Source organism: Actinotalea sp. Marseille-Q4924, from assembly GCF_916618755.1.
Lineage (GTDB): Bacteria > Actinomycetota > Actinomycetes > Actinomycetales > Cellulomonadaceae > Actinotalea.
Map to the genome: position 1 here is coordinate 327,154 of NZ_CAKAKB010000003.1, position 18,949 is coordinate 346,102.

18 protein-coding genes are annotated in these 18,949 nt (G+C 74.7%); 13 read left to right on the plus strand and 5 right to left on the minus strand.

All coding sequences use genetic code 11. From position 1 onward, the window contains the following. Window positions 1–23: 23 nt before the first annotated feature. Window positions 24–884 carry an Fpg/Nei family DNA glycosylase gene (locus LG379_RS08235; protein WP_225754093.1) on the minus strand — a complete coding sequence of 287 codons (861 nt, stop codon included), beginning with the start codon at window positions 882–884 and terminating at the stop codon, window positions 24–26. A 144-nt stretch (window positions 885–1,028) separates the two neighbouring features. On the opposite strand from LG379_RS08235, the gene LG379_RS08240 reads away from it, so the two are divergent. Continuing rightward, window positions 1,029–2,828 (plus strand): proline--tRNA ligase, encoded by a 1,800-nt coding sequence (locus LG379_RS08240; protein WP_225754094.1) that lies wholly within the window; start codon window positions 1,029–1,031, stop codon window positions 2,826–2,828. A 31-nt stretch (window positions 2,829–2,859) separates the two neighbouring features. Here the strand turns inward: LG379_RS08240 and LG379_RS08245 are convergent, their stop codons facing one another. After that, complete coding sequence (locus LG379_RS08245) at window positions 2,860–3,936, minus strand: DUF4439 domain-containing protein (RefSeq protein ID WP_225754095.1); 1,077 nt, start codon at window positions 3,934–3,936, stop codon at window positions 2,860–2,862. Between the two features lie 109 nt (window positions 3,937–4,045). Between LG379_RS08245 and rimP the strand changes: the two genes are divergently transcribed. From rimP to LG379_RS08305, 12 genes are all read left to right on the plus strand, one after another. Next, window positions 4,046–4,570, plus strand: a complete 525-nt coding sequence (rimP, locus tag LG379_RS08250; protein ID WP_225754096.1) for a ribosome maturation factor RimP — start codon at window positions 4,046–4,048, stop codon at window positions 4,568–4,570. Further along, window positions 4,570–5,634, plus strand: a complete 1,065-nt coding sequence (nusA, locus tag LG379_RS08255) for a transcription termination factor NusA (protein WP_225754097.1) — start codon at window positions 4,570–4,572, stop codon at window positions 5,632–5,634. The genes rimP and nusA overlap by 1 nt, the downstream gene beginning before the upstream one ends. A 161-nt stretch (window positions 5,635–5,795) precedes the next feature. Next, the gene (locus tag LG379_RS08260) at window positions 5,796–5,999 is read left to right on the plus strand and encodes a YlxR family protein (protein ID WP_255632897.1); all 204 of its coding nucleotides are present in this window, start codon (window positions 5,796–5,798) and stop codon (window positions 5,997–5,999) included. A gap of 128 nt (window positions 6,000–6,127) precedes the next feature. Next, window positions 6,128–8,947, plus strand: coding sequence for a translation initiation factor IF-2 (gene infB, locus LG379_RS08265; protein WP_225754099.1), 2,820 nt, complete (start codon window positions 6,128–6,130; stop codon window positions 8,945–8,947). Window positions 8,948–9,182: 235 nt separating this feature from the next. Beyond that, window positions 9,183–9,683, plus strand: a complete 501-nt coding sequence (gene rbfA / locus LG379_RS08270) for a 30S ribosome-binding factor RbfA (RefSeq protein WP_225754100.1) — start codon at window positions 9,183–9,185, stop codon at window positions 9,681–9,683. Then, window positions 9,680–10,588, plus strand: a complete 909-nt coding sequence (gene truB / locus LG379_RS08275) for a tRNA pseudouridine(55) synthase TruB (protein WP_225754101.1) — start codon at window positions 9,680–9,682, stop codon at window positions 10,586–10,588. The genes rbfA and truB overlap by 4 nt, the downstream gene beginning before the upstream one ends. Window positions 10,589–10,707: 119 nt before the next feature. After that, window positions 10,708–11,733, plus strand: a complete 1,026-nt coding sequence (locus tag LG379_RS08280) for a bifunctional riboflavin kinase/FAD synthetase (protein ID WP_225754102.1) — start codon at window positions 10,708–10,710, stop codon at window positions 11,731–11,733. A gap of 122 nt (window positions 11,734–11,855) precedes the next feature. Further along, window positions 11,856–12,125 carry a 30S ribosomal protein S15 gene (gene rpsO / locus LG379_RS08285; RefSeq protein WP_225754103.1) on the plus strand — a complete coding sequence of 90 codons (270 nt, stop codon included), beginning with the start codon at window positions 11,856–11,858 and terminating at the stop codon, window positions 12,123–12,125. Window positions 12,126–12,398: 273 nt separating this feature from the next. After that, complete coding sequence (locus LG379_RS08290) at window positions 12,399–14,624, plus strand: polyribonucleotide nucleotidyltransferase (protein WP_225754104.1); 2,226 nt, start codon at window positions 12,399–12,401, stop codon at window positions 14,622–14,624. Window position 14,625: 1 nt separating this feature from the next. Next, window positions 14,626–15,969, plus strand: coding sequence for a M16 family metallopeptidase (locus LG379_RS08295; protein ID WP_370634474.1), 1,344 nt, complete (start codon window positions 14,626–14,628; stop codon window positions 15,967–15,969). Between the two features lie 55 nt (window positions 15,970–16,024). Further along, window positions 16,025–16,795 carry a 4-hydroxy-tetrahydrodipicolinate reductase gene (dapB, locus tag LG379_RS08300; protein ID WP_225754105.1) on the plus strand — a complete coding sequence of 257 codons (771 nt, stop codon included), beginning with the start codon at window positions 16,025–16,027 and terminating at the stop codon, window positions 16,793–16,795. A gap of 3 nt (window positions 16,796–16,798) precedes the next feature. Then, window positions 16,799–17,242: a hypothetical protein gene (locus tag LG379_RS08305; RefSeq protein WP_225754106.1), complete on the plus strand. Its 444-nt coding sequence runs from the start codon at window positions 16,799–16,801 to the stop codon at window positions 17,240–17,242. Window positions 17,243–17,248: 6 nt separating this feature from the next. Here the strand turns inward: LG379_RS08305 and LG379_RS08310 are convergent, their stop codons facing one another. Genes LG379_RS08310 through LG379_RS08320 form a run of 3 tightly spaced genes read right to left on the minus strand, consistent with a single transcriptional unit; the run spans window position 17,249 to window position 18,920 of the window. After that, window positions 17,249–17,794, minus strand: coding sequence for a GNAT family N-acetyltransferase (locus LG379_RS08310; RefSeq protein ID WP_225754107.1), 546 nt, complete (start codon window positions 17,792–17,794; stop codon window positions 17,249–17,251). Between the two features lie 47 nt (window positions 17,795–17,841). Then, window positions 17,842–18,159 (minus strand): AzlD domain-containing protein, encoded by a 318-nt coding sequence (locus LG379_RS08315; RefSeq protein WP_225754108.1) that lies wholly within the window; start codon window positions 18,157–18,159, stop codon window positions 17,842–17,844. Next, window positions 18,156–18,920, minus strand: a complete 765-nt coding sequence (locus LG379_RS08320) for an AzlC family ABC transporter permease (RefSeq protein ID WP_225754109.1) — start codon at window positions 18,918–18,920, stop codon at window positions 18,156–18,158. The genes LG379_RS08315 and LG379_RS08320 overlap by 4 nt, the downstream gene beginning before the upstream one ends. Window positions 18,921–18,949 lie beyond the last annotated feature (29 nt).

Below are 18,949 nucleotides of genomic sequence, written 5' to 3' on the forward strand. Positions count from 1 at the left end.
TCGGTGCGCGGACCGCGCGGCGCTCAGCGCAGCAGGCGGGACAGCCGCCGGTCCGCGAGCGGCCTGCCGCCCGTCTGGCAGGTGGCGCAGTACTGCAGGGACCGGTCCGCGAAGGACACCTCCCGCACCGTGTCCCCGCACACCGGGCACGGCAGCCCGGTGCGGCCGTGCACCTGCATGCCGCGACGCTTGGCGTCCTTGAGCTCGGCGGCCGGCCGGCCGGCGGCGGCCGCGAGCGCGTCGGTGAGCACCGTGCGCACGACCTCGTGCAGCCGCGCCACGGCCGCGGCGTCCAGCGACGTCGTCAGGGCGAAGGGGCTCATCCGCGCGGCGTGCAGGATCTCGTCGGAGTAGGCGTTCCCGATCCCGGCGATCGCGCGCTGGTCCCGGAGCAGCCCCTTGACCTGCTGGCTCCGGGCCGACAGGAGCGCGGCGAGGCGCTCGACGGTGAGCTCGGGTGACAGGGGGTCGACGCCCAGGCTCGCGACCAGCGGGACCTGCGCGGGGTCGTCGACCAGGTGCACCGCCAGGCGCTTGCGCGTCCCCGCCTCCGTGAGGTCGAACCCGCTGCCGTCGTCCAGCCGCAGCCGCAGCGCGATGGGGCTGCGGCCGGGCCGGGGCGTCGTCGTCGGCACGGCGTCGTACCAGCGCACCCATCCCGCAAGGGAGAGGTGGGCGATCAGGTGCGGCCCGTCCGTCGCCAGGTCCAGCCACTTCCCGTGCCGGCGGACGTCGAGGACCGGGCGCCCGACGAGGTCGGCCGGCGCGGGGGAGAACGTCTTGAGGGCGCTGACGGCGACCACGGTGACGTCGGCGACGGTCCGGCCGGCGGTGCGCTCGGCCAGGAAGCGGGCGAGCGCCTCGACCTCGGGGAGCTCGGGCACGACGCCATCGTGCACCCGGTCGCGTCGGGCGCGCCACGGGCGCGGCCGGACGCGTGCCGAGGGGCTCCGCCCGCCCCCGCGCCGGGCCCGGAGGCGTGCCCGCGCCGACCGGGAGCCGCGCCGCCCGCCACTAGGCTGACGCCCATGCTGCTGCGGATGTCGACCCTGTTCGTGCGCACCCTGCGGGAGGACCCGGCCGACGCCGAGGTCCCGAGCCACCGCCTCCTGGTCCGGGCCGGCTACATCCGTCGCGCGGCGCCCGGCATCTACACGTGGCTCCCGCTGGGTCTGCGCGTCCTGGCGAAGGTCGAGGCCGTCGTCCGCGAGGAGATGGCGGCGATCGGGGCGCAGGAGGTCCACTTCCCGGCCCTCCTGCCCCGCGAGCCGTACGAGGAGACGGGGCGCTGGACGGAGTACGGGCCGAACCTCTTCCGGCTGCGCGACCGGAGGGAGAACGACTACCTGCTGGCGCCGACGCACGAGGAGATGTTCACGCTCCTGGTCAAGGACCTGTACTCCTCCTACAAGGACCTGCCGCTCGCGCTCTACCAGATCCAGACCAAGTATCGCGACGAGGCGCGCCCCCGCGCGGGCCTGCTGCGTGGCCGCGAGTTCATCATGAAGGACGCCTACTCCTTCGACGTCGACGACGCCGGGCTCGAGGCGTCGTACCTGCGTCAGCGCGAGGCGTACCAGCGGATCTTCGCCCGGCTGGGTCTCGAGTTCGTCATCGTGTCGGCGATGTCCGGCGCGATGGGCGGGTCGCGCAGCGAGGAGTTCCTCATGCCGACGCCCATCGGCGAGGACACGTTCGTCCGCTCCGCAGGCGGCTACGCCGCGAACGTCGAGGCCGTGACCACCCCGGTGCCCGACGCGCTGCCGTACGACGACGCCCCGGCGGCGCACGTCGAGGACACGCCGGACACGCCGACCATCGAGTCCCTCGTCGCGGTCGCGAACGAGCGTCAGCCGCGTCCCGATCGGCCCTGGACGGCCGCCGACACCCTGAAGAACGTCGTCCTGGCGCTGGTGCACCCGTCCGGCGAGCGCGAGGTCGTCGTCGTCGGCGTGCCCGGGGACCGGGACGTCGACCTCAAGCGGCTCGAGGCGTCCCTGGCGCCGGCCACGGTGGAGACGGCGGGGGAGGCGGACTTCGCACGCCACCCGGAGCTGGTCAAGGGCTACATCGGCCCCGGCGCGCTCGGACGTGCCAACACTGGCCGCGACGACGCCATCCGGTACCTCCTGGACCCCCGGGTCGTCACCGGGACGCGCTGGGTCACCGGTGCGGACGAGCCCGGCCGGCACGTGTTCGACCTCGTGGCCGACCGCGACTTCGTGGGTGACGGCACGGTCGAGGCCGCGGAGGTGCGGGCGGGTGACCCGGCGCCGGACGGGTCCGGTCCGCTGGAGCTCGCGCGGGGCATCGAGATCGGCCACATCTTCCAGCTCGGCCGCAAGTACGCCGAGTCGCTCGGGCTGTCCGTCCTGGACCAGAACGGCAAGGCCGTCACCGTGACCATGGGCTCCTACGGCGTCGGCGTCTCGCGCGCCGTCGCCGCGCTCGCGGAGACCAATCACGACGGCGCGGGGCTGACCTGGCCGGCCGCCGTCGCCCCCGCGCACGTGCACCTCGTCGCGACGGGCAAGGACGCGGCGGTCTTCGCCGCCGCGGAGGAGCTGGCCGCGGACCTGGTGGGTCAGGGCGTGGAGGTGCTCTACGACGACCGGCCGAAGGTCTCGCCGGGCGTCAAGTTCGCCGACGCCGAGCTCATCGGTGCTCCGGTGGTCGTGGTGGTGGGCCGGGGCCTCGCCGACGGGGTCGTGGAGGTCCGGCTGCGGCGGGCGTCGTCGGACGGCGGTCGCCCGACCGGCGAGCAGGTCCCCGTCGCGGACGCCGCCGACCACATCGGTCGCGTGGTGGCGGACCTGCTCGGCGGCTGACGCCCGCCGGTCGATCAGCGCGGACGGTGGCTCAGCCGGCGAGCTCGGGCATGCCCGGGAAGGTCGGCAGCCGACCCGTGAGCGACGCCGCAGCAGCCGTCGCGTCGGCGGAGGCCGCGAGCAGGGGGGTGCGCTGCGTGGGCGCCGCTCGGGCGACGAGCGTGGCGTAGGCGTCGGCGAGCCCGGTCTCGAGCGTGGCGAGGTCCTCGGTGGCAGCGGGCTCCTCGCCCGACAGCAGGCCCGGCGGCAGGGCGTAGCCCGCCCGACGCGGGTCCAGACCCGTCCCGGCGACCTCTGTCGCCTCCGCCCACGCGCGGGCGCGCTCGCGGTGCACCACGGCGCGCTCGGCCGCGACCGCGCGGGCGTCGCCCTCGCGCCGCGCCGCGACGACCTCCCAGGCCTGGCCGGCCAGGTCCTCCGCGGTGACCAGGGGCAGCACGTCCGTCTCCGTCACGCCCTCGGGAAGGACCGCCGGCGCCGTCGCGGGCCACGGCTCGGCCCGGTCCGCGCCCTCCGCGGGAGCGCCGTCGGCGACCGCCAGGCGCTCACCCAGCAGCAGCCTGCTGGTCGCGACGGCGGCGAGCACCCGGGCGACCGTGCCGTCCTCGACCGCGTCGGCGTCGGCCGTTGCCGTCGCCGACGTCTCCGCCAGGGCGTCGACGAGCACCTCCACCGTCTCGTCCGCCGAGGTCTCGCCGTCCGCTGTCCCGCCGCCGCCGCCGCCGGCGGCGTCGCCGTCCTGGCGTCCGGCCGTCGGCGTGGGCGAGGTGTCGGGCACCCCGGTGCTCGGCTCCGGCCCCACGGGGTCCGTGCCCGGGTCGTACACGCCGCCGAGGGCGTCCACGTGGGCGGCGGACGCCTCGGCGACCGCGTCCAGGACGAGCTGCACGGCCGGGTCGGGGTGCTCCGTCCCGCCCGCGAGGTCCTGCAGGGCGACGGCGTCCGCCACCGTGCGCTGGCGGACGGTCTCGGCCGCGTCCGGGACCGGCGGCTCCGGAGGCGGTGTCTCCAGCCTCAGGCCGCACCCCGTGACGGTCAGGGTCGCGACGACGAGGAGCGCCACCCTGACGCGCGTCACGGCGGAGGTGCGGGCGGGGCTGTCGGGCATCGCGGGAGATCCTGCCACGACCACCCCTGCCGGAGTCGTTAGGCTGGTCGGGACAAGTCCAGAGGGTCGTATCCGTCGGAGGGCCCGCCCTGACGATCGGGAGTCCAGCATGGTCACGTCCGGAAGCGGCCCCGCGCAGCAGGCGCGCGAGGTGGTGGAGCCCCTCGTGGCGGCCGCCGGCCTGTACCTGGAGGACGTGGTGGTGAGCCGTGCGGGACGCCACTCGGTGGTCCGCGTGACCGTGGACCTGCCCGAGGACGCCGTCGGCAGCCTCGACTCGGACACCCTCGCGGAGGTCTCCTGCGACATCTCCGGGGCGCTCGACCGGCACGACCCCCTTCCCGGTGAGTACCTGCTCGAGGTGTCGACGCCCGGCACGTCGCGGCCGCTCACCGAGCCGCGACACTTCCGTCGCGCGAGGACGCGGCTCGTGCGGCTGGCGCTGCGTGACGGACGCACCCTCGAGGGCCGCCTGGTCGCCGTGAGCGACGACGACGTGCTGGAGCTCGACGCCGCGTCGGGCCCTCTGCACGTGCCGCTCGCCGACGTCGCGCGGGGCACGATCGAGCTGGACTTCCGTGGCGCCGACGCCGCCGCGGACGACGACGCGGACACCGACGGCGAGGAGGGCTGATGGACATCGACATGCAGGCGCTGCGCCTGGTGGAGCACGAGCGGGAGATCAGCCTCGACACGCTGGTGTCCGCGATCGAGCAGGCGCTGCTGTCGGCGTACCACCGCACCAGCGGGGCGCAGGAGCACGCCCGCGTGGAGGTGGACCGCCGCACCGGGCACGTCACGGTGTGGGCCCGGGAGAAGATCGAGGTCCCGGCCGAGCCCGCGCCCGACGCGGACGACGACGAGGACGGTGCCGACGCGGTGGCCACGCCCCCACGCCCCACGTTCGAGCTCGGGCCGGAGTTCGACGACACCCCGGAGGGCTTCGGCCGCGTCGCCACGGCGACCGCACGCCAGGTCATCGTGCAGCGGCTGCGCGACGCCGAGGACGAGCAGGTCCTCGGGAGCTTCCGCGGCATGGAGGGCGAGGTCCTCGCCGGTGTCATCCAGCAGGGCCGCGACCCGCGCACGGTGCTCGTCGCCGTCCGCGGCACCGAGGCGGTCCTGCCGGCGCACGAGCAGGTCCCGACCGAGCGCTACGTGCACGGCGAGCGGTTGCGCGGGTACGTGCTCGACGTCTCCCGGGGACCCAAGGGTCCCTCGATCACCCTCTCTCGCACGCACCCGGGCCTGGTGCGCAAGCTCTTCGAGCTCGAGGTGCCGGAGGTGGCCGACGGCTCGGTGGAGATCACCGCGCTCGCCCGCGAGGCGGGGCACCGCACCAAGATCGCGGTCCGCAGCACCGTGGCGGGCCTCAACGCGAAGGGCGCGTGCATCGGCCCCATGGGCGCGCGCGTCCGGGCCGTCATGGCGGAGCTCCACGGCGAGAAGATCGACATCGTGGACCACAGCGACGACCCGGCGGAGATGGTGGCCCACGCCCTGTCGCCGGCCCGGGTGTCCTCGGTCACCGTGGTCGACCCGGTCGCGCGCGCCGCCCGGGTCGTCGTGCCGGACTACCAGCTCTCCCTCGCGATCGGCAAGGAGGGGCAGAACGCACGCCTGGCCGCGAAGCTCACGGGGTGGAAGATCGACATCCGGTCCGACACGGCGGACGAGGGCCCCGGTCCCGCCTCGTGACCCGGCACGCTAGACTGCCTGGTGCTGGACCGCGGGTCCGGCTCCCCGAGCACAGCACAGGTGGCGCCGAGCGCGTCACTGGTCCCGTCACGGGACCGGTGCGGACGTGCGTGGGGTGCCGGAGGCGCGACCAGCAGATCGACCTTCTGCGAGTGGTGCGCGTGGGGGGCGACGAGGGAGACCTCGCCGTCGTCGACGCGCGGCGTTCCCTTCCGGGGCGCGGTGCCTGGGTGCACCCCGACCTGCAGTGTCTCGAGCTCGCCGAACGGCGACGAGCGCTCCCGCGTGCCCTGCACAGCGGTCCGCTCGACACGTCGCCCGTCCGGCGTCACCTCGAGGACCGGTCCGGCCGACCGTCGGCCTGACCGGGACCACCGTTCATCGACAAGGAAGCGGGCTGGAAGCCGATGGGCCCCCGATGAGTACCTACCGATGAGTCCCCAGAACTGACGACGGTCCGCTCCTGTCCGGGCGGGCCGAGGACAGGAGAGTTGTGGCAAAGGTCCGCGTCTACGAGCTCGCCAAGGAGCTCGGAGTCGAGAGCAAGGCCCTCATGGCCAAGCTCAACGAGATGGGTGAGTTCGTGCGTTCCGCGTCCTCCACCATCGAGCCCCCCGTCGTGCGTCGCCTCCGCGACGCCTATCCCGCCGGTGGTGGTGGTGCCGCGGAGAAGCCCGCGACGAAGCCCGCCCCCAAGCCGGCCCAGAAGCCCGCGGCCCCCGCTGCACCTGCAGCGGAGCAGCCCGCGCCGGCAGCGTCCGCCGCGCCCAGCGCGCCCGCCACCCCGGCGGCGCCCGAGGCACCGCGTCCGGCCCCCGCGCGCCCCGCAGCCCAGGCCCCGGCGGCCCCCGAGGCACCCGCCGCTCCCGCGGCCCGTGCCGGTGGCCCCACGCCGGGCCCGCGCCCGGCGCCTGCCGCGCCCGCCGCGCCTGCCGCTCCTGCAGCGGGGTCGCGTCCCGCAGGCGGTCGCCCCGGTGGTCCGCGTCCGGGGAACAACCCGTTCGCACCGAGCCAGGGCATGCCCCGCCAGGGCGGACCCCGTCCCGGCGGCCCGCGCCCCGGCAACAACCCGTTCGCCCCGAGCCAGGGCATGCCCCGGCCCGGCGGCAGCCGTGACGGCGCCGGCGAGCGTCCCGGCGGACCGCGGCCGCCGGCCGCGGGTCCCGGTGGCCCCCGTCCGAACCCCGGCATGATGCCCGGCAAGACCTCCGTGGGCCGGCCCGGTGCCGGACCCGGTGGGGGTGCCGGACGTCCGGGCGGCGGTCGTCCCGGTGCGGGCGGCGGCGGTCGTCCCGGCGCGCCCGGTGCCGGTGGCGGCGGCTTCGCCGGCCGCCCCGGCGGCGGTGGCGGTCGTCCCGGCGGCGCCGGTCGCGGCAGCACCCAGGGCGCCTTCGGGCGTGCCGGTGGTCGCCCGGTCCGCGGACGCAAGTCCAAGCGCGCGAAGCGCCAGGAGTTCGAGCAGATGCAGGCGCCGTCGCTCGGCGGCGTGCAGGTTCCCCGGGGTGACGGCAAGACCGTCGTCCGGCTGCGTCACGGCGCGTCGCTCAACGACTTCGCGGACAAGATCGACGCCAACCCGGCGAGCCTCGTGACGGTGCTGTTCCACCTCGGTGAGATGGCCACCGCCACGCAGTCGCTCGACGAGGACACGTTCGGCACGCTCGCGTCCGAGCTCGGCTACGTCATCGAGATGGTCTCGGCGGAGGAGGAGGACCGCGAGCTGCTCGGGGCCTTCGACATCGACCTCGAGGCCGAGCTCGCCGAGGAGAGCGACGAGCAGCTCACGGCGCGGCCCCCGGTCGTGACCGTGATGGGCCACGTCGACCACGGCAAGACCAAGCTCCTCGACGCCATCCGCTCCGCGGACGTCGTCGCCGGGGAGGCCGGCGGGATCACCCAGCACATCGGTGCGTACCAGATCCACACCGAGCACGAGGGCCTCGAGCGTGCCGTGACCTTCATCGACACCCCGGGCCACGAGGCGTTCACCGCCATGCGTGCCCGTGGTGCCCAGGTCACGGACATCGCGATCCTCGTGGTCGCGGCGGACGACGGCGTGATGCCCCAGACCATCGAGGCGCTCAACCACGCGCAGTCGGCCGGCGTGCCGATCGTCGTGGCGGTCAACAAGGTCGACAAGGAGGGCGCGAACCCGGCGAAGATCCGGCAGCAGCTCACCGAGTACAACCTGGTGGCCGAGGAGTACGGCGGCGACACGATGTTCGTCGACATCTCGGCGCTCAAGCGCATGGGCATCGACGACCTCATCGAGGCCGTCCTTCTCACCGCCGACGCGGCGCTGGACCTGCGGGCCAACGCCGACAAGGACGCCCGTGGTGTCGCCGTCGAGGCGAACCTCGACAAGGGCCGCGGCTCCGTCGCCACCGTGCTCGTCCAGTCCGGGACGCTGCGGGTGGGCGACGCGATCGTCGCCGGCACGGCGCACGGCCGCGTGCGTGCGATGTTCGACGAGCACGGCGGCACGGTCGACGAGGCCACCCCCGCCCGACCCGTCCAGGTGCTCGGCCTGACGTCCGTCCCCCGCGCAGGTGACACCTTCCTGGTGGCGCCGGACGACCGGACGGCACGGCAGATCGCCGAGAAGCGCGAGGCCGCCGAGCGGGCCGCGCTCCTGGCGAAGCGCCGCAAGCGGATCAGCCTCGAGGACTTCACCAGCGCGCTGCAGCAGGGCAAGGTCGAGACCCTCAACCTGGTCCTCAAGGGCGACGTCTCCGGTGCCGTCGAGGCGCTCGAGGACGCGCTGCTCAAGATCGACGTGGGCGAGGAGGTCGCCCTGCGGGTCATCCACCGCGGTGTGGGTGCCATCACGCAGAACGACGTCAACCTCGCGACGGTCGACAACGCGATCATCCTCGGGTTCAACGTCAAGTACGCCGAGCGCGTCGAGGACCTCGCCGAGCGCGAGGGTGTCGACGTCCGGTTCTACTCGGTCATCTACCAGGCGATCGACGACGTCGAGGCGGCCCTCAAGGGCATGCTCAAGCCGGAGTACGAGGAGGTGCAGCTCGGGACCGCCGAGGTGCGCGAGATCTTCCGCTCCAGCAAGTTCGGCAACATCGCCGGGTCGCTCGTGCGCTCGGGGATCATCCGCCGCAACGCCAAGGCGCGCGTCCTGCGCAACGGCACGGTCGTGGGGGAGAACCTCGCGATCGAGTCGCTCAAGCGGTTCAAGGACGACGCCACCGAGGTCCGCGAGGGCTACGAGTGCGGTATCGGTCTCGGGTCGTTCAACGACCTGCAGGTCGACGACGTCGTCGAGACGTTCGAGATGCGGGAGAAGCCTCGCTCCTGAGTTGACGTCCGGGTTGGGCCGCGGGTCGGGGTACCGATGCGCGGCCCACCCGGCGCCCTCCTTCGTCGGGCGCCCTGCCAGGCCCACCACGGTCCGCGCATCGGTACCCCGACCCGCTCACGGGCGTCACCGTGGGTACCCGCTCGGGGCCGCACAGACCCGCGGGGTTCTGTCGTGAGGCCGCTCACCGGAAGCGGTCGCTACTCCTCCTGGACAGGAGGGAAGAGAGGTTCTCGTGGTTGATCATCCTCGGGCTCGGAAGGTCGCGGACCGGATCCAGCAGGTCGTCGCGCAGATGCTCGACACGCGCGTCAAGGACCCCCGGCTCGGCTTCGTGACCGTGACCGACGTGCGCGTGACCGGAGACCTCCAGCACGCCTCGGTCTTCTACACGGTGCTGGGCGACGAGGAGGCCCGCGCGGGGACCGCTGCGGCGCTCGAGAGCGCGAAGGGCCTCATCCGCTCGGAGGTCGGCAAGCAGATCGGCATCCGGCTCACGCCGACGCTCGAGTTCGTGGCCGACGCCCTTCCGGAGACGGCAGGCCACCTCGAGGAGACCCTGCGCCGCGCGGCCCAGCGCGACGCCGAGCTGGCGGCGCTGGCGGCCTCCGCCCAGTACGCGGGGGACGCCGACCCCTACCGCCGGCCCGACGACGACCTCGCCGACGACTCCCACGTCGACGACGTGGCGGGCACCGCCACCTCCGACGACGGCGCGGCGGACGACCGGCCGTGACCACCGCACCGTCGGGCCTCGTCGTCGTCGACAAGCCCGCCGGGTGGACCAGTCACGACGTCGTCGCGCGCGTGCGACGTCTCGCCGGGACCCGCAAGGTCGGTCACGCCGGGACGCTGGACCCCATGGCGACCGGCGTGCTGGTGCTCGGGGTCGAGCGGGCCACGCGGCTGCTCACCTACGTCGTCGGCGCGGACAAGGACTACGAGGCCACCGTCCGGCTGGGCGCGACGACCACGACGGACGACGCGGAGGGCGAGACCCTCAGCACCGCGGACGCCTCAGGCGTCACCCAGGCGCAGGTGCGCGCCGCCGTCGTCCCCCTCACCGGACCGATCCAGCAGGTGCCCTCGGCGGTGAGCGCGATCAAGGTCGACGGGAAGCGGTCGTACGCCCGCGTGCGGGCCGGCGAGGACGTCGTGCTCCCGGCCCGTCCCGTCGTCGTCCACGCCTTCGACGTGCGCGGCGCGCGGCAGGTGCCGACCGCGGACGGCACTGCGCTCGACGTCGACGTCGCCGTCACGTGCAGCTCCGGGACGTACGTCCGCGCGCTGGCGAGGGACCTCGGGGCCGCCCTCGGCGTCGGGGGGCACCTCACCGCGCTGCGGCGCACGCGGGTCGGCGGCTACGGCCTCGCCGTGGCCCGGACGCTCGAGCAGCTCGAGGAGTCCTTCACCGTCCTCTCGCTGGAGGACGCGGCCCGGGCGGCCTTCGCCGTCCGGGAGCTCGACGACGCCGAGGCGGTCGCCCTCGGGCACGGCAAGCGGATCGCCTCCGCGGTCGACGGACCGGTGGGGACGCCCGAGGCGCCCGTGGCGGCGTTCGCCCCGGACGGCGGCCTCGTCGCGCTGCTCGCCGACGCCGACGGCGCGGCGCGCCCCCTGCTCGTCCTGCGGCCCGCATGAGGGCCGCCGGTCCGGGCACGACACGGGGTGCGACGCTCGGCGCGGACGACCGCGCGCGGGTGGGAGGCTGGTCCGGTCGGTCGGCGCCGGGCGCCGACGTTCACGCAGAGGGAGCGCGCATGGAGTGCTGGACGGACCTGGACCAGGTCCCTCGGGACGCCGGTCCGTCGGTGGTCACGATCGGCAACTTCGACGGTGTCCACCGAGGTCACCGGTCGGTCCTGTCCCGGATGGTGGCGTCGGCCCGCGAGACGGGCGGTCGGGCGATCGCCGTGACGTTCGACCCGCACCCCCTCCAGGTGCACCGACCGGAGTCGGCGCCGGAGCTGCTCACGGGCGTGACCGACCGCCTCGAGCTGCTCGCGCAGACGGGCCTGGACGCGGTGCTCCTCGTCGAGTACACCCTGGACTTCGCGCGGACCACGCCCGAGGACTTCGTCCGCCGGTACCTCGTGGACGCGCTCGGCGCCGTCCGCGTCGTCGTCGGCCGGGACGTCCGGTTCGGCCGGGACAACAGCGGTGACCTGAGCACCATGGTCGAGCTCGGGCGCCGGTACGGCTTCGAGGTGGACGTCCTCGAGGACGTCCACGGCACGGCGCCGGAGGAGCGGCGGTGGTCCTCGACGTGGGTGCGGGAGCTGCTCGCGGCGGGCGACGTGGAGGCCGCGACCCAGATCCTCGGCCGGCCCCACCGGGTACGGGGCGTGGTCGTCCACGGGGACGCACGCGGGCGCGGGCTGGGGTACCCGACCGCCAACCTCGGCACGACGACGGGCATGGTGCCGGCCGACGGCGTCTACGCGGGCTGGCTGCGTCGGGTGGACCGCCCCGCGGACCTGCCGGACGGCTACCTGCCGGTGGCGGTCTCCATCGGGACGAACCCCACCTTCGACGGCGTCGAGCGCCGCGTCGAGGCGCACGTGCCCGACCGGACCGACCTGGAGCTCTACGACGAGGAGGTCGTGGTCGAGCTCGTGCACCGGCTGCGCCCGACCCTGCGGTTCGACACCGTCGAGGCGCTGGTGGCGCAGATGGAGCAGGACGTGCAGCGCACCCGCGAGCTGCTCGCCGCCGGACCCCTGGTGCTGGGCGCCGACCTCTCGGACGCGCCGGGCCGCGCGTCGTCGCGGACCCGGGGGGCGTAGCGGGGTCGGCGGCCGCCCGACGCCGGACTGCTACGATGGCTGTGCCGTCAGAACGGCCGCGGACCCAGAGCGCCCGGGTGGACATGCCCCGGAGCACCGCGCAACGACCCGAGGGAGAGCCTGTGCCTCTTGATGCCGCCACCAAGCAGCGGATCATGACCGAGTACGCCACCACCGAGAACGACACGGGCTCCCCGGAGGTCCAGATCGCGCTGCTGACGCAGCGGATCAAGGACCTCACGGAGCACCTGAAGCAGCACAAGCACGACCACCACTCGCGTCGGGGCCTGCTGCTCCTCGTCGGCCAGCGTCGCCGCCTCCTCGGCTACCTGCAGAAGATCGACATCGAGCGCTACCGGAGCCTCATCGAGCGCCTCGGCCTGCGCCGCTGAACGTCCCGGACCAGCCCGGACCCGCGAGGGTCCGGGCTGGTCCGGTGTCGGGCGCCGCGTGTCGGGGCCCGACACCCGCCCGGTCGGGGCCACCGAGGGCACAGCCCACGGGGGCCCGGAGCGGGCGGCGCACCACCACCGCACACCCGCGCCCGTACCGGTGCCCGGTCCTCGGTAGTGGCCTGCGGAGCTCGTCCGGTACTGCCGGGACATCCGCGGACCTCGATCGAAGACCGTCGCCAGGCGGGCGCCCTCGAGACAAGGAGGGCTCCCGTGGAGGGACCCGAGATCCAGTTCGCCGAGGCCGTCATCGACAACGGCCGCTTCGGCACCCGCACCGTCCGCTTCGAGACGGGCCGCCTGGCCAAGCAGGCCGCCGGTGCCGCCGTCGCCTACCTCGACGGCGACACGATGCTCCTGTCCGCCACGACGGCAGGCAAGCACCCGCGTGAGCAGTTCGACTTCTTCCCCCTGACGGTGGACGTCGAGGAGCGCCAGTACGCCGCCGGCAAGATCCCCGGCTCGTTCTTCCGCCGCGAGGGGCGTCCCTCGACGGACGCCATCCTGGCGTGCCGCCTCATCGACCGGCCCCTGCGCCCGCTCTTCGTCAAGGGCCTGCGCAACGAGGTCCAGGTCGTCGTCACGGTCATGGCGCTGCACCCGGACGACCCGTACGACGTGCTGGCGATCAACGCCGCGTCGATGTCCACGCAGCTGTCGGGCCTGCCGTTCTCCGGCCCGGTCGCCGGCGTGCGCATCGCCCTCGTCGAGGGCCAGTGGGTCGCGTTCCCGCGCTACTCCGAGCGCGAGCGCGCCTCCTTCGACATGGTCGTGGCCGGCCGTGTCGTCGGTGACGACGTCGCCATCGCGATGATCGAGGCCGAGGCGCCCGAGAAGGCCTGGAACCTCATCAAGGACGAGGGCGCCACGGCGCCGTCCGAGGACGTCGTCGCGCAGGGCCTCCAGGCGGCGAAGCCGTTCATCCGGGCGCTCTGCGAGGCGCAGGCGCAGCTCGCCGCGGGCAACGCCAAGGAGACGCAGGAGTTCCCGGTCTTCCCCGACTACCAGCCCGACGCCTACGAGGCCGTGGAGTCCGCCGCCCAGGCGCGCCTCGGCGAGGCGCTGTCCATCGCGGACAAGACCGCGCGCAACGACCGCCTCGACGAGATCAAGGCGGAGGTCGTCGCCGAGCTCGCGAACCGCTTCGAGGGCCGCGAGAAGGAGCTGTCGGCGGCGTACCGCTCGGTGCAGAAGGCGCTGATCCGTCAGCGCATCCTCACCGACGGGTTCCGCATCGACGGCCGTGGCCTGCGGGACATCCGGACGCTCTCGGCCGAGGTCGAGGTGCTGCCCCGGGTGCACGGCTCCGCCCTCTTCGAGCGGGGGGAGACGCAGATCCTCGGCGTCACGACGCTCAACATGCTGCGCATGGAGCAGCAGCTCGACACGCTGTCGCCCGAGACGCGCAAGCGCTACATGCACAACTACAACTTCCCGCCGTACTCGACCGGTGAGACCGGCCGCGTCGGCTCCCCGAAGCGCCGCGAGATCGGTCACGGCGCCCTGGCGGAGCGGGCCCTCATGCCCGTGCTGCCGAGCCGCGAGGAGTTCCCCTACGCGATCCGCCAGGTGTCGGAGGCGCTGAGCTCCAACGGCTCGACGTCGATGGGCTCGGTCTGCGCCTCGACGCTGTCGCTGCTCAACGCCGGTGTGCCGCTGCGGGCGCCGGTCGCCGGCATCGCGATGGGTCTGGTCTCCGACACCGTGGACGGTGAGACCCGCTACGCGGCGCTCACCGACATCCTCGGGGCCGAGGACGCCTTCGGCGACATGGACTTCAAGGTCGCCGGTACCCGCGAGTTCGTCACGGCGATCCAGCTCGACACGAAGCTCGACGGCATCCCCGCCGACGTCCTGGCCGGCGCGCTGACGCAGGCCAAGGAGGCGCGTCTGCACATCCTCGACGTCATGGCGGAGGCGATCGACGCCCCCGACGAGATGTCGCCCTTCGCGCCGCGCGTCATCACGGTGAAGGTCCCGGTCGACAAGATCGGCGAGGTCATCGGCCCGAAGGGCAAGATGATCAACCAGATCCAGGACGAGACGGGCGCCGACATCTCCATCGAGGACGACGGCACCGTCTACATCGGCGCGACGGACGGCCCGTCCGCCGAGGCGGCTCGCGCGGCGATCAACGCCATCGCGAACCCGCACATGCCCGAGGTCGGCGAGCGCTTCGTCGGCACCGTGGTCAAGACGACGTCGTTCGGCGCCTTCGTCTCCCTGTCGCCCGGCAAGGACGGCCTGCTGCACATCTCGCAGATCCGCCGTCTCGTCGGGGGCAAGCGGGTGGAGAACGTCGAGGACGTCCTGTCGATCGGCCAGAAGGTCCAGGTCGAGATCGGCGAGATCGACCCGCGCGGCAAGCTGTCGCTGCACGCGGTGGTCCAGGAGTCCGACGCCGAGGGTGGCGACGCCGCCGAGGGCGACCAGGGCTGAGGTGCCTCTCGACCTCCCGCTGGTGGGCCCGGGCGAGCCGGGCAGCCGGCTGACCGCCGGGCAGGACGGCGGCGCGATCGTGCGCCGTTCCGTCCTGCCCGGGGGTGTCCGGGTCCTCACCGAGTCGATGCCGGGCCTGCGCTCGGCGACGGTCGGCGCGTGGGTCGGCGTCGGGTCGCGGGACGAGCGCGACGGCCACCACGGCTCGACGCACTTCCTCGAGCACCTGCTGTTCAAGGGGACCGAGCGCCGGGACGCGATGGACATCGCGGAGGCGTTCGACGCCGTCGGGGGCGAGGCGAACGCCGCCACCGGCAAGGAGCACACCTGTTACTACGCCCGTGTGCTCGACGCCGACCTGCCCATGGCCGTCGACGTCATCACCGACATGGTCACCTCGGCGACCCTGGACCCCGACGAGCTCGAGATCGAGCGCGGCGTCATCCTCGAAGAGCTCGCGATGAACGACGACGACCCGTCGGACGTCGCGCACGAGCAGTTCGCCGCGGCCGTGCTCGGGCACCACCCCCTGGGTCGCCCCATCGGCGGCACCCCGGGGACCATCGAGGGCGTGCCGCGGTCCGCCGTCCACGACCACTACGCCGAGCACTACCGGCCCGAGACCCTGGTCGTCACCGCCGCCGGCGGGGTCGACCACGACACCCTGTGCGCCCAGGTGCTCGACGCCGTGCGCGTCGGGGGATGGGACCTCGACGACGCCGCCGTCCCCGTGCGGCGTCGGACCTCCGAGGCCTCGGCGGCGGACGGCTCGAGCGGTCTGCCCTCCGGCGGGGCGGCGCTGGTCGTCCACCGCACGACCGAGCAGGCGAACGTCGTCGTCGGCGGCCTGGGCCTGACCGCCGCGGACGAGCGTCGGTTCGTGCTGTCGGTGCTGACCACGGCGCTGGGCGGCGGCATGAGCAGCCGCCTGTTCCAGGAGATCCGCGAGAAGCGGGGACTGGCGTACTCGACCTACTGCTTCTCCTCCCAGCACGCCGACGCCGGCATCTTCGGCCTCTACGCCGGCTGCACGCCGAGCAAGGTGGAGGAGGTCCTCGAGCTGCTCCACCACGAGTGGGACCGGCTCGCGGCGGACGGCATCACCGAGGCCGAGCTGCGCCGCAGCGTCGGGCAGCTCTCCGGCGGGCTCGTCCTCGGGCTGGAGGACTCCGGCTCCCGGATGAGCCGGCTCGGCAAGGCGGAGCTCGTCCACGGCCAGCTGCTGTCCCAGGAGGAGACGCTCGAGCGCATCCGCGCGGTGACCCGGGCCCAGGTCCAGGAGCTCGCCGCCGAGCTCGCCGCCCGGCCGCGGTCCGTCGTCACCGTCGGCCCGTTCGGCGTCTGAGCGTCGTGGCGTCCTCGGTCGGGGGCTCGGTGCCCAGCGACTACTGTCGGCTGCTGTGAAACCAGGCGATCACCCGCAGCCGCTCCGGGTCGCGGTCCTCGGCGCGGCCGGACGCATGGGCGCCACCGTGTGCGCCGCCGTCGACGCGGCGACCGACCTCGAGCTCGTGGCCCGGGTCGACGCGGGGGACGACCTCGCGCTCGTGCAGGAGGTGCGAGCCGACGTCGCCGTCGACTTCACGGTGCCGGACGTCACGGAGGCCAACGTCCACACGCTGCTGGACCTGGGCGTGCACGCCGTCGTCGGCACCACCGGCTGGGACGACGAGGCGCTCCTGCGCGTGCGGCGCCACCTGGACCGGGTGGACGACGTCGGCGTCCTCGTGGCCCCCAACTTCGCGCTGGGCGCGGTCCTGGCCATGGCGTTCGCCGCCCGGGCCGCCCGCTGGTTCGAGTCCGTCGAGGTCGTCGAGCTGCACCACCCGGACAAGGTGGACGCCCCCAGCGGCACCGCACGGCACACGGCCGAGGCCATCGCGCGGGCGCGCCGCGCCGCCGGCCTGGGTCCCGTGCCCGACGCCACGACGCAGCAGCTCGAGGGGGCGCGCGGCGCCGTCGTCGACGGCGTGCACGTCCACGCGGTGCGCCTGCGCGGGCTCGTGGCGCACGAGGAGATCCTCCTCGGCAACCCCGGGGAGCAGCTGACGATCCGCCACGACTCCTTCGACCGGACGTCGTTCATGCCGGGCGTGCTGCACGCCGTCCGCAGCATCGGACGGCGCCCCGGGCTGACCGTCGGCCTCGAGCACCTGCTCGACCTCGGCTGAGCCGTGCGCCGCGGCCCGGTCGGAGCGCTCGTTCTGAGCGCGCTCCTCGTCCTCTACATCGTCGCGGTCGCGGACCGCGGTCTGGCGCTCGTGCGCACCGGTGAGCCGGTGGCGGTGGTGCTCGGCGTCGGCGTCCTGGTGCTGCCGGCGCTGGGCGTCTGGGTCCTCGTGCGGGAGTGGCGGATGGCCGTGGCGGTGCAGCGGATGGCCGACGAGCTCGAGCGCCAGGGCCGTCTGCCGGTCGACGACCTGCCCCGCAGCCCGGGTGGCCGCATCGAGCGCGCCGCCGCCGACGAGGCCTTCGCCGCCGCGCGGACCGCGGTGGAGGCGTCGGAGGGGGACTGGGCGGCGTGGTACCGGCTGGCGTTCGCGTACGACGCCGCGGGCGACCGCCGGCGCGCGCGGGAGTCGCTGCGCACCGCCGCCCGGCTGCACCGCCGGGCCTGACACCCGTCAGATCTCGGCTGCCCAGCGGCGCTCGCCCACGCTGCGCGGCCCGGTCCCGTCCTCCTCCGGGCCGGCGGACGCGAGGTCCCGACGGGAGCCGTCGGGGCCCAGGCCCGCCGCGCCCAGGAACTCCTCGCGCGCGGTGTCCCCGTCGAGGACCCAGGTGCGCACGTGGTCCGCACCGGTCTCGCGCGCCAGGTCGACGCAGGCGGCGAGGAGCCGGGAGCCGTGCCCGCCGCGCTGGTGGTCGGGGTCGACCTCGAGGGCGACGACCTCCACGCCGTCCTCCGCGGGTGCGGACGCGGCGAACCCCACCACGTGGGGTCCGTCGCACGCCACGAGCACGCGGTGCTCCCGCGTCGGGGGCGCGGAGATCGCCTGGGCCCACTGCTCCTGGACCGCGTCCGCGTCGAGCTGCTCCAGGACCGCCTCGCCGAGCACGTCGGCGTGGTGGCTGCGCCAGGCACGGAGCTGGGTGCGGGCGATCGCGGCCTCGTCGCCGGGCGTCGCGGGCCGGACGGACACGTCGGCGGTCTCACGGAACAGGGCCATGTCGGCAGGCTAGCAACGGCCGAGCGGCCGGGCGGGGGCGGGCCAGGTCAGGTCAGGGCGCGCAGCGTCGCGGCCACGACGGCCGCCAGCACCACCACGACGACGAACGGAGCCCGCAGCGCGAGGGCCACGGCCGCGACGCCGAGCGCGACCGCGCGGGCGTCGACCCCGACCTCGCGCCCGGTCGTGAACGCCTGGACGGCCACGAGTGCGCCGAGCAGCGCGACCGTGACGAGCGAGGCGACGCGCGCCACCCGCGGCTCGGCCAGCCAGTGCTGCGGCACGCGGTGACCGGCCAGCTTCGTCGCGAAGCACACCGCGCTCGCCGCGAGGACGGCCACCCACGTGGCGACGTACGGGGTCACCGGGCTGCCTCCGGGCCCGGGCCGGAGCGGCGTCGCCGCGCGCGGGCACGCAGCGCCGTCGGCTCGCCCGGGGTGCGCCACCCCGCCACGACCGCGACGAGGGCGGCGGCCAGGACCGGGACGCCGGCCGGGGCGACGGGGGTCAGGACCAGCGCGACGACGACGGCGCCCGCCGCCACCCCCTGCGCGGCACGGCCGGCGAGCCGGGGCCACAGCAGCCCCAGGAACGCGGCGGCCGCGGCGGCGTCCAGCCCCCAGCGCGCCGGGTCGCCGAGCGCGTCGCCCACGACGGCCCCGACGACCGTGAAGGCGTTCCACAGGACGAGGACGCCCACCCCGGTCCACCAGAACCCGAGCCGCGCGTCCCGGACGTCGCGCTGCGCGTTGGCCACGGCGGCGGACTCGTCGATCGTCACGTGCGCGGCCGCCAGCCGGCGTGCTCCGCGGGCCTGGACGAGCGGCGCCATGACGGCGCCGTACAAGGCGTTGCGGGCACCCAGCAGACCCGCGGTGGCGACGGCGGCGACCGGTGCGCCGCCCGATCCGACGACGCCGATGAAGGCGAACTGCGAGCCGCCGGTGAACATGAGGAGGCTCAGCGCCATGGTCTGCCACAGGTCCAGGCCGGCGGCGACGGAGAGCGCCCCGAAGGAGATCCCGTAGACACCGGTCGCTACGGCCACGGACACGGCCTGACGGACCACGGCCCGGGCGTCGGCGTGCTCGCGGCCGACGAGGTCGGCGTCGTCGGTGGCAGGCACGCGGAGCAGTATCCCGCGCGGGCCTAGCA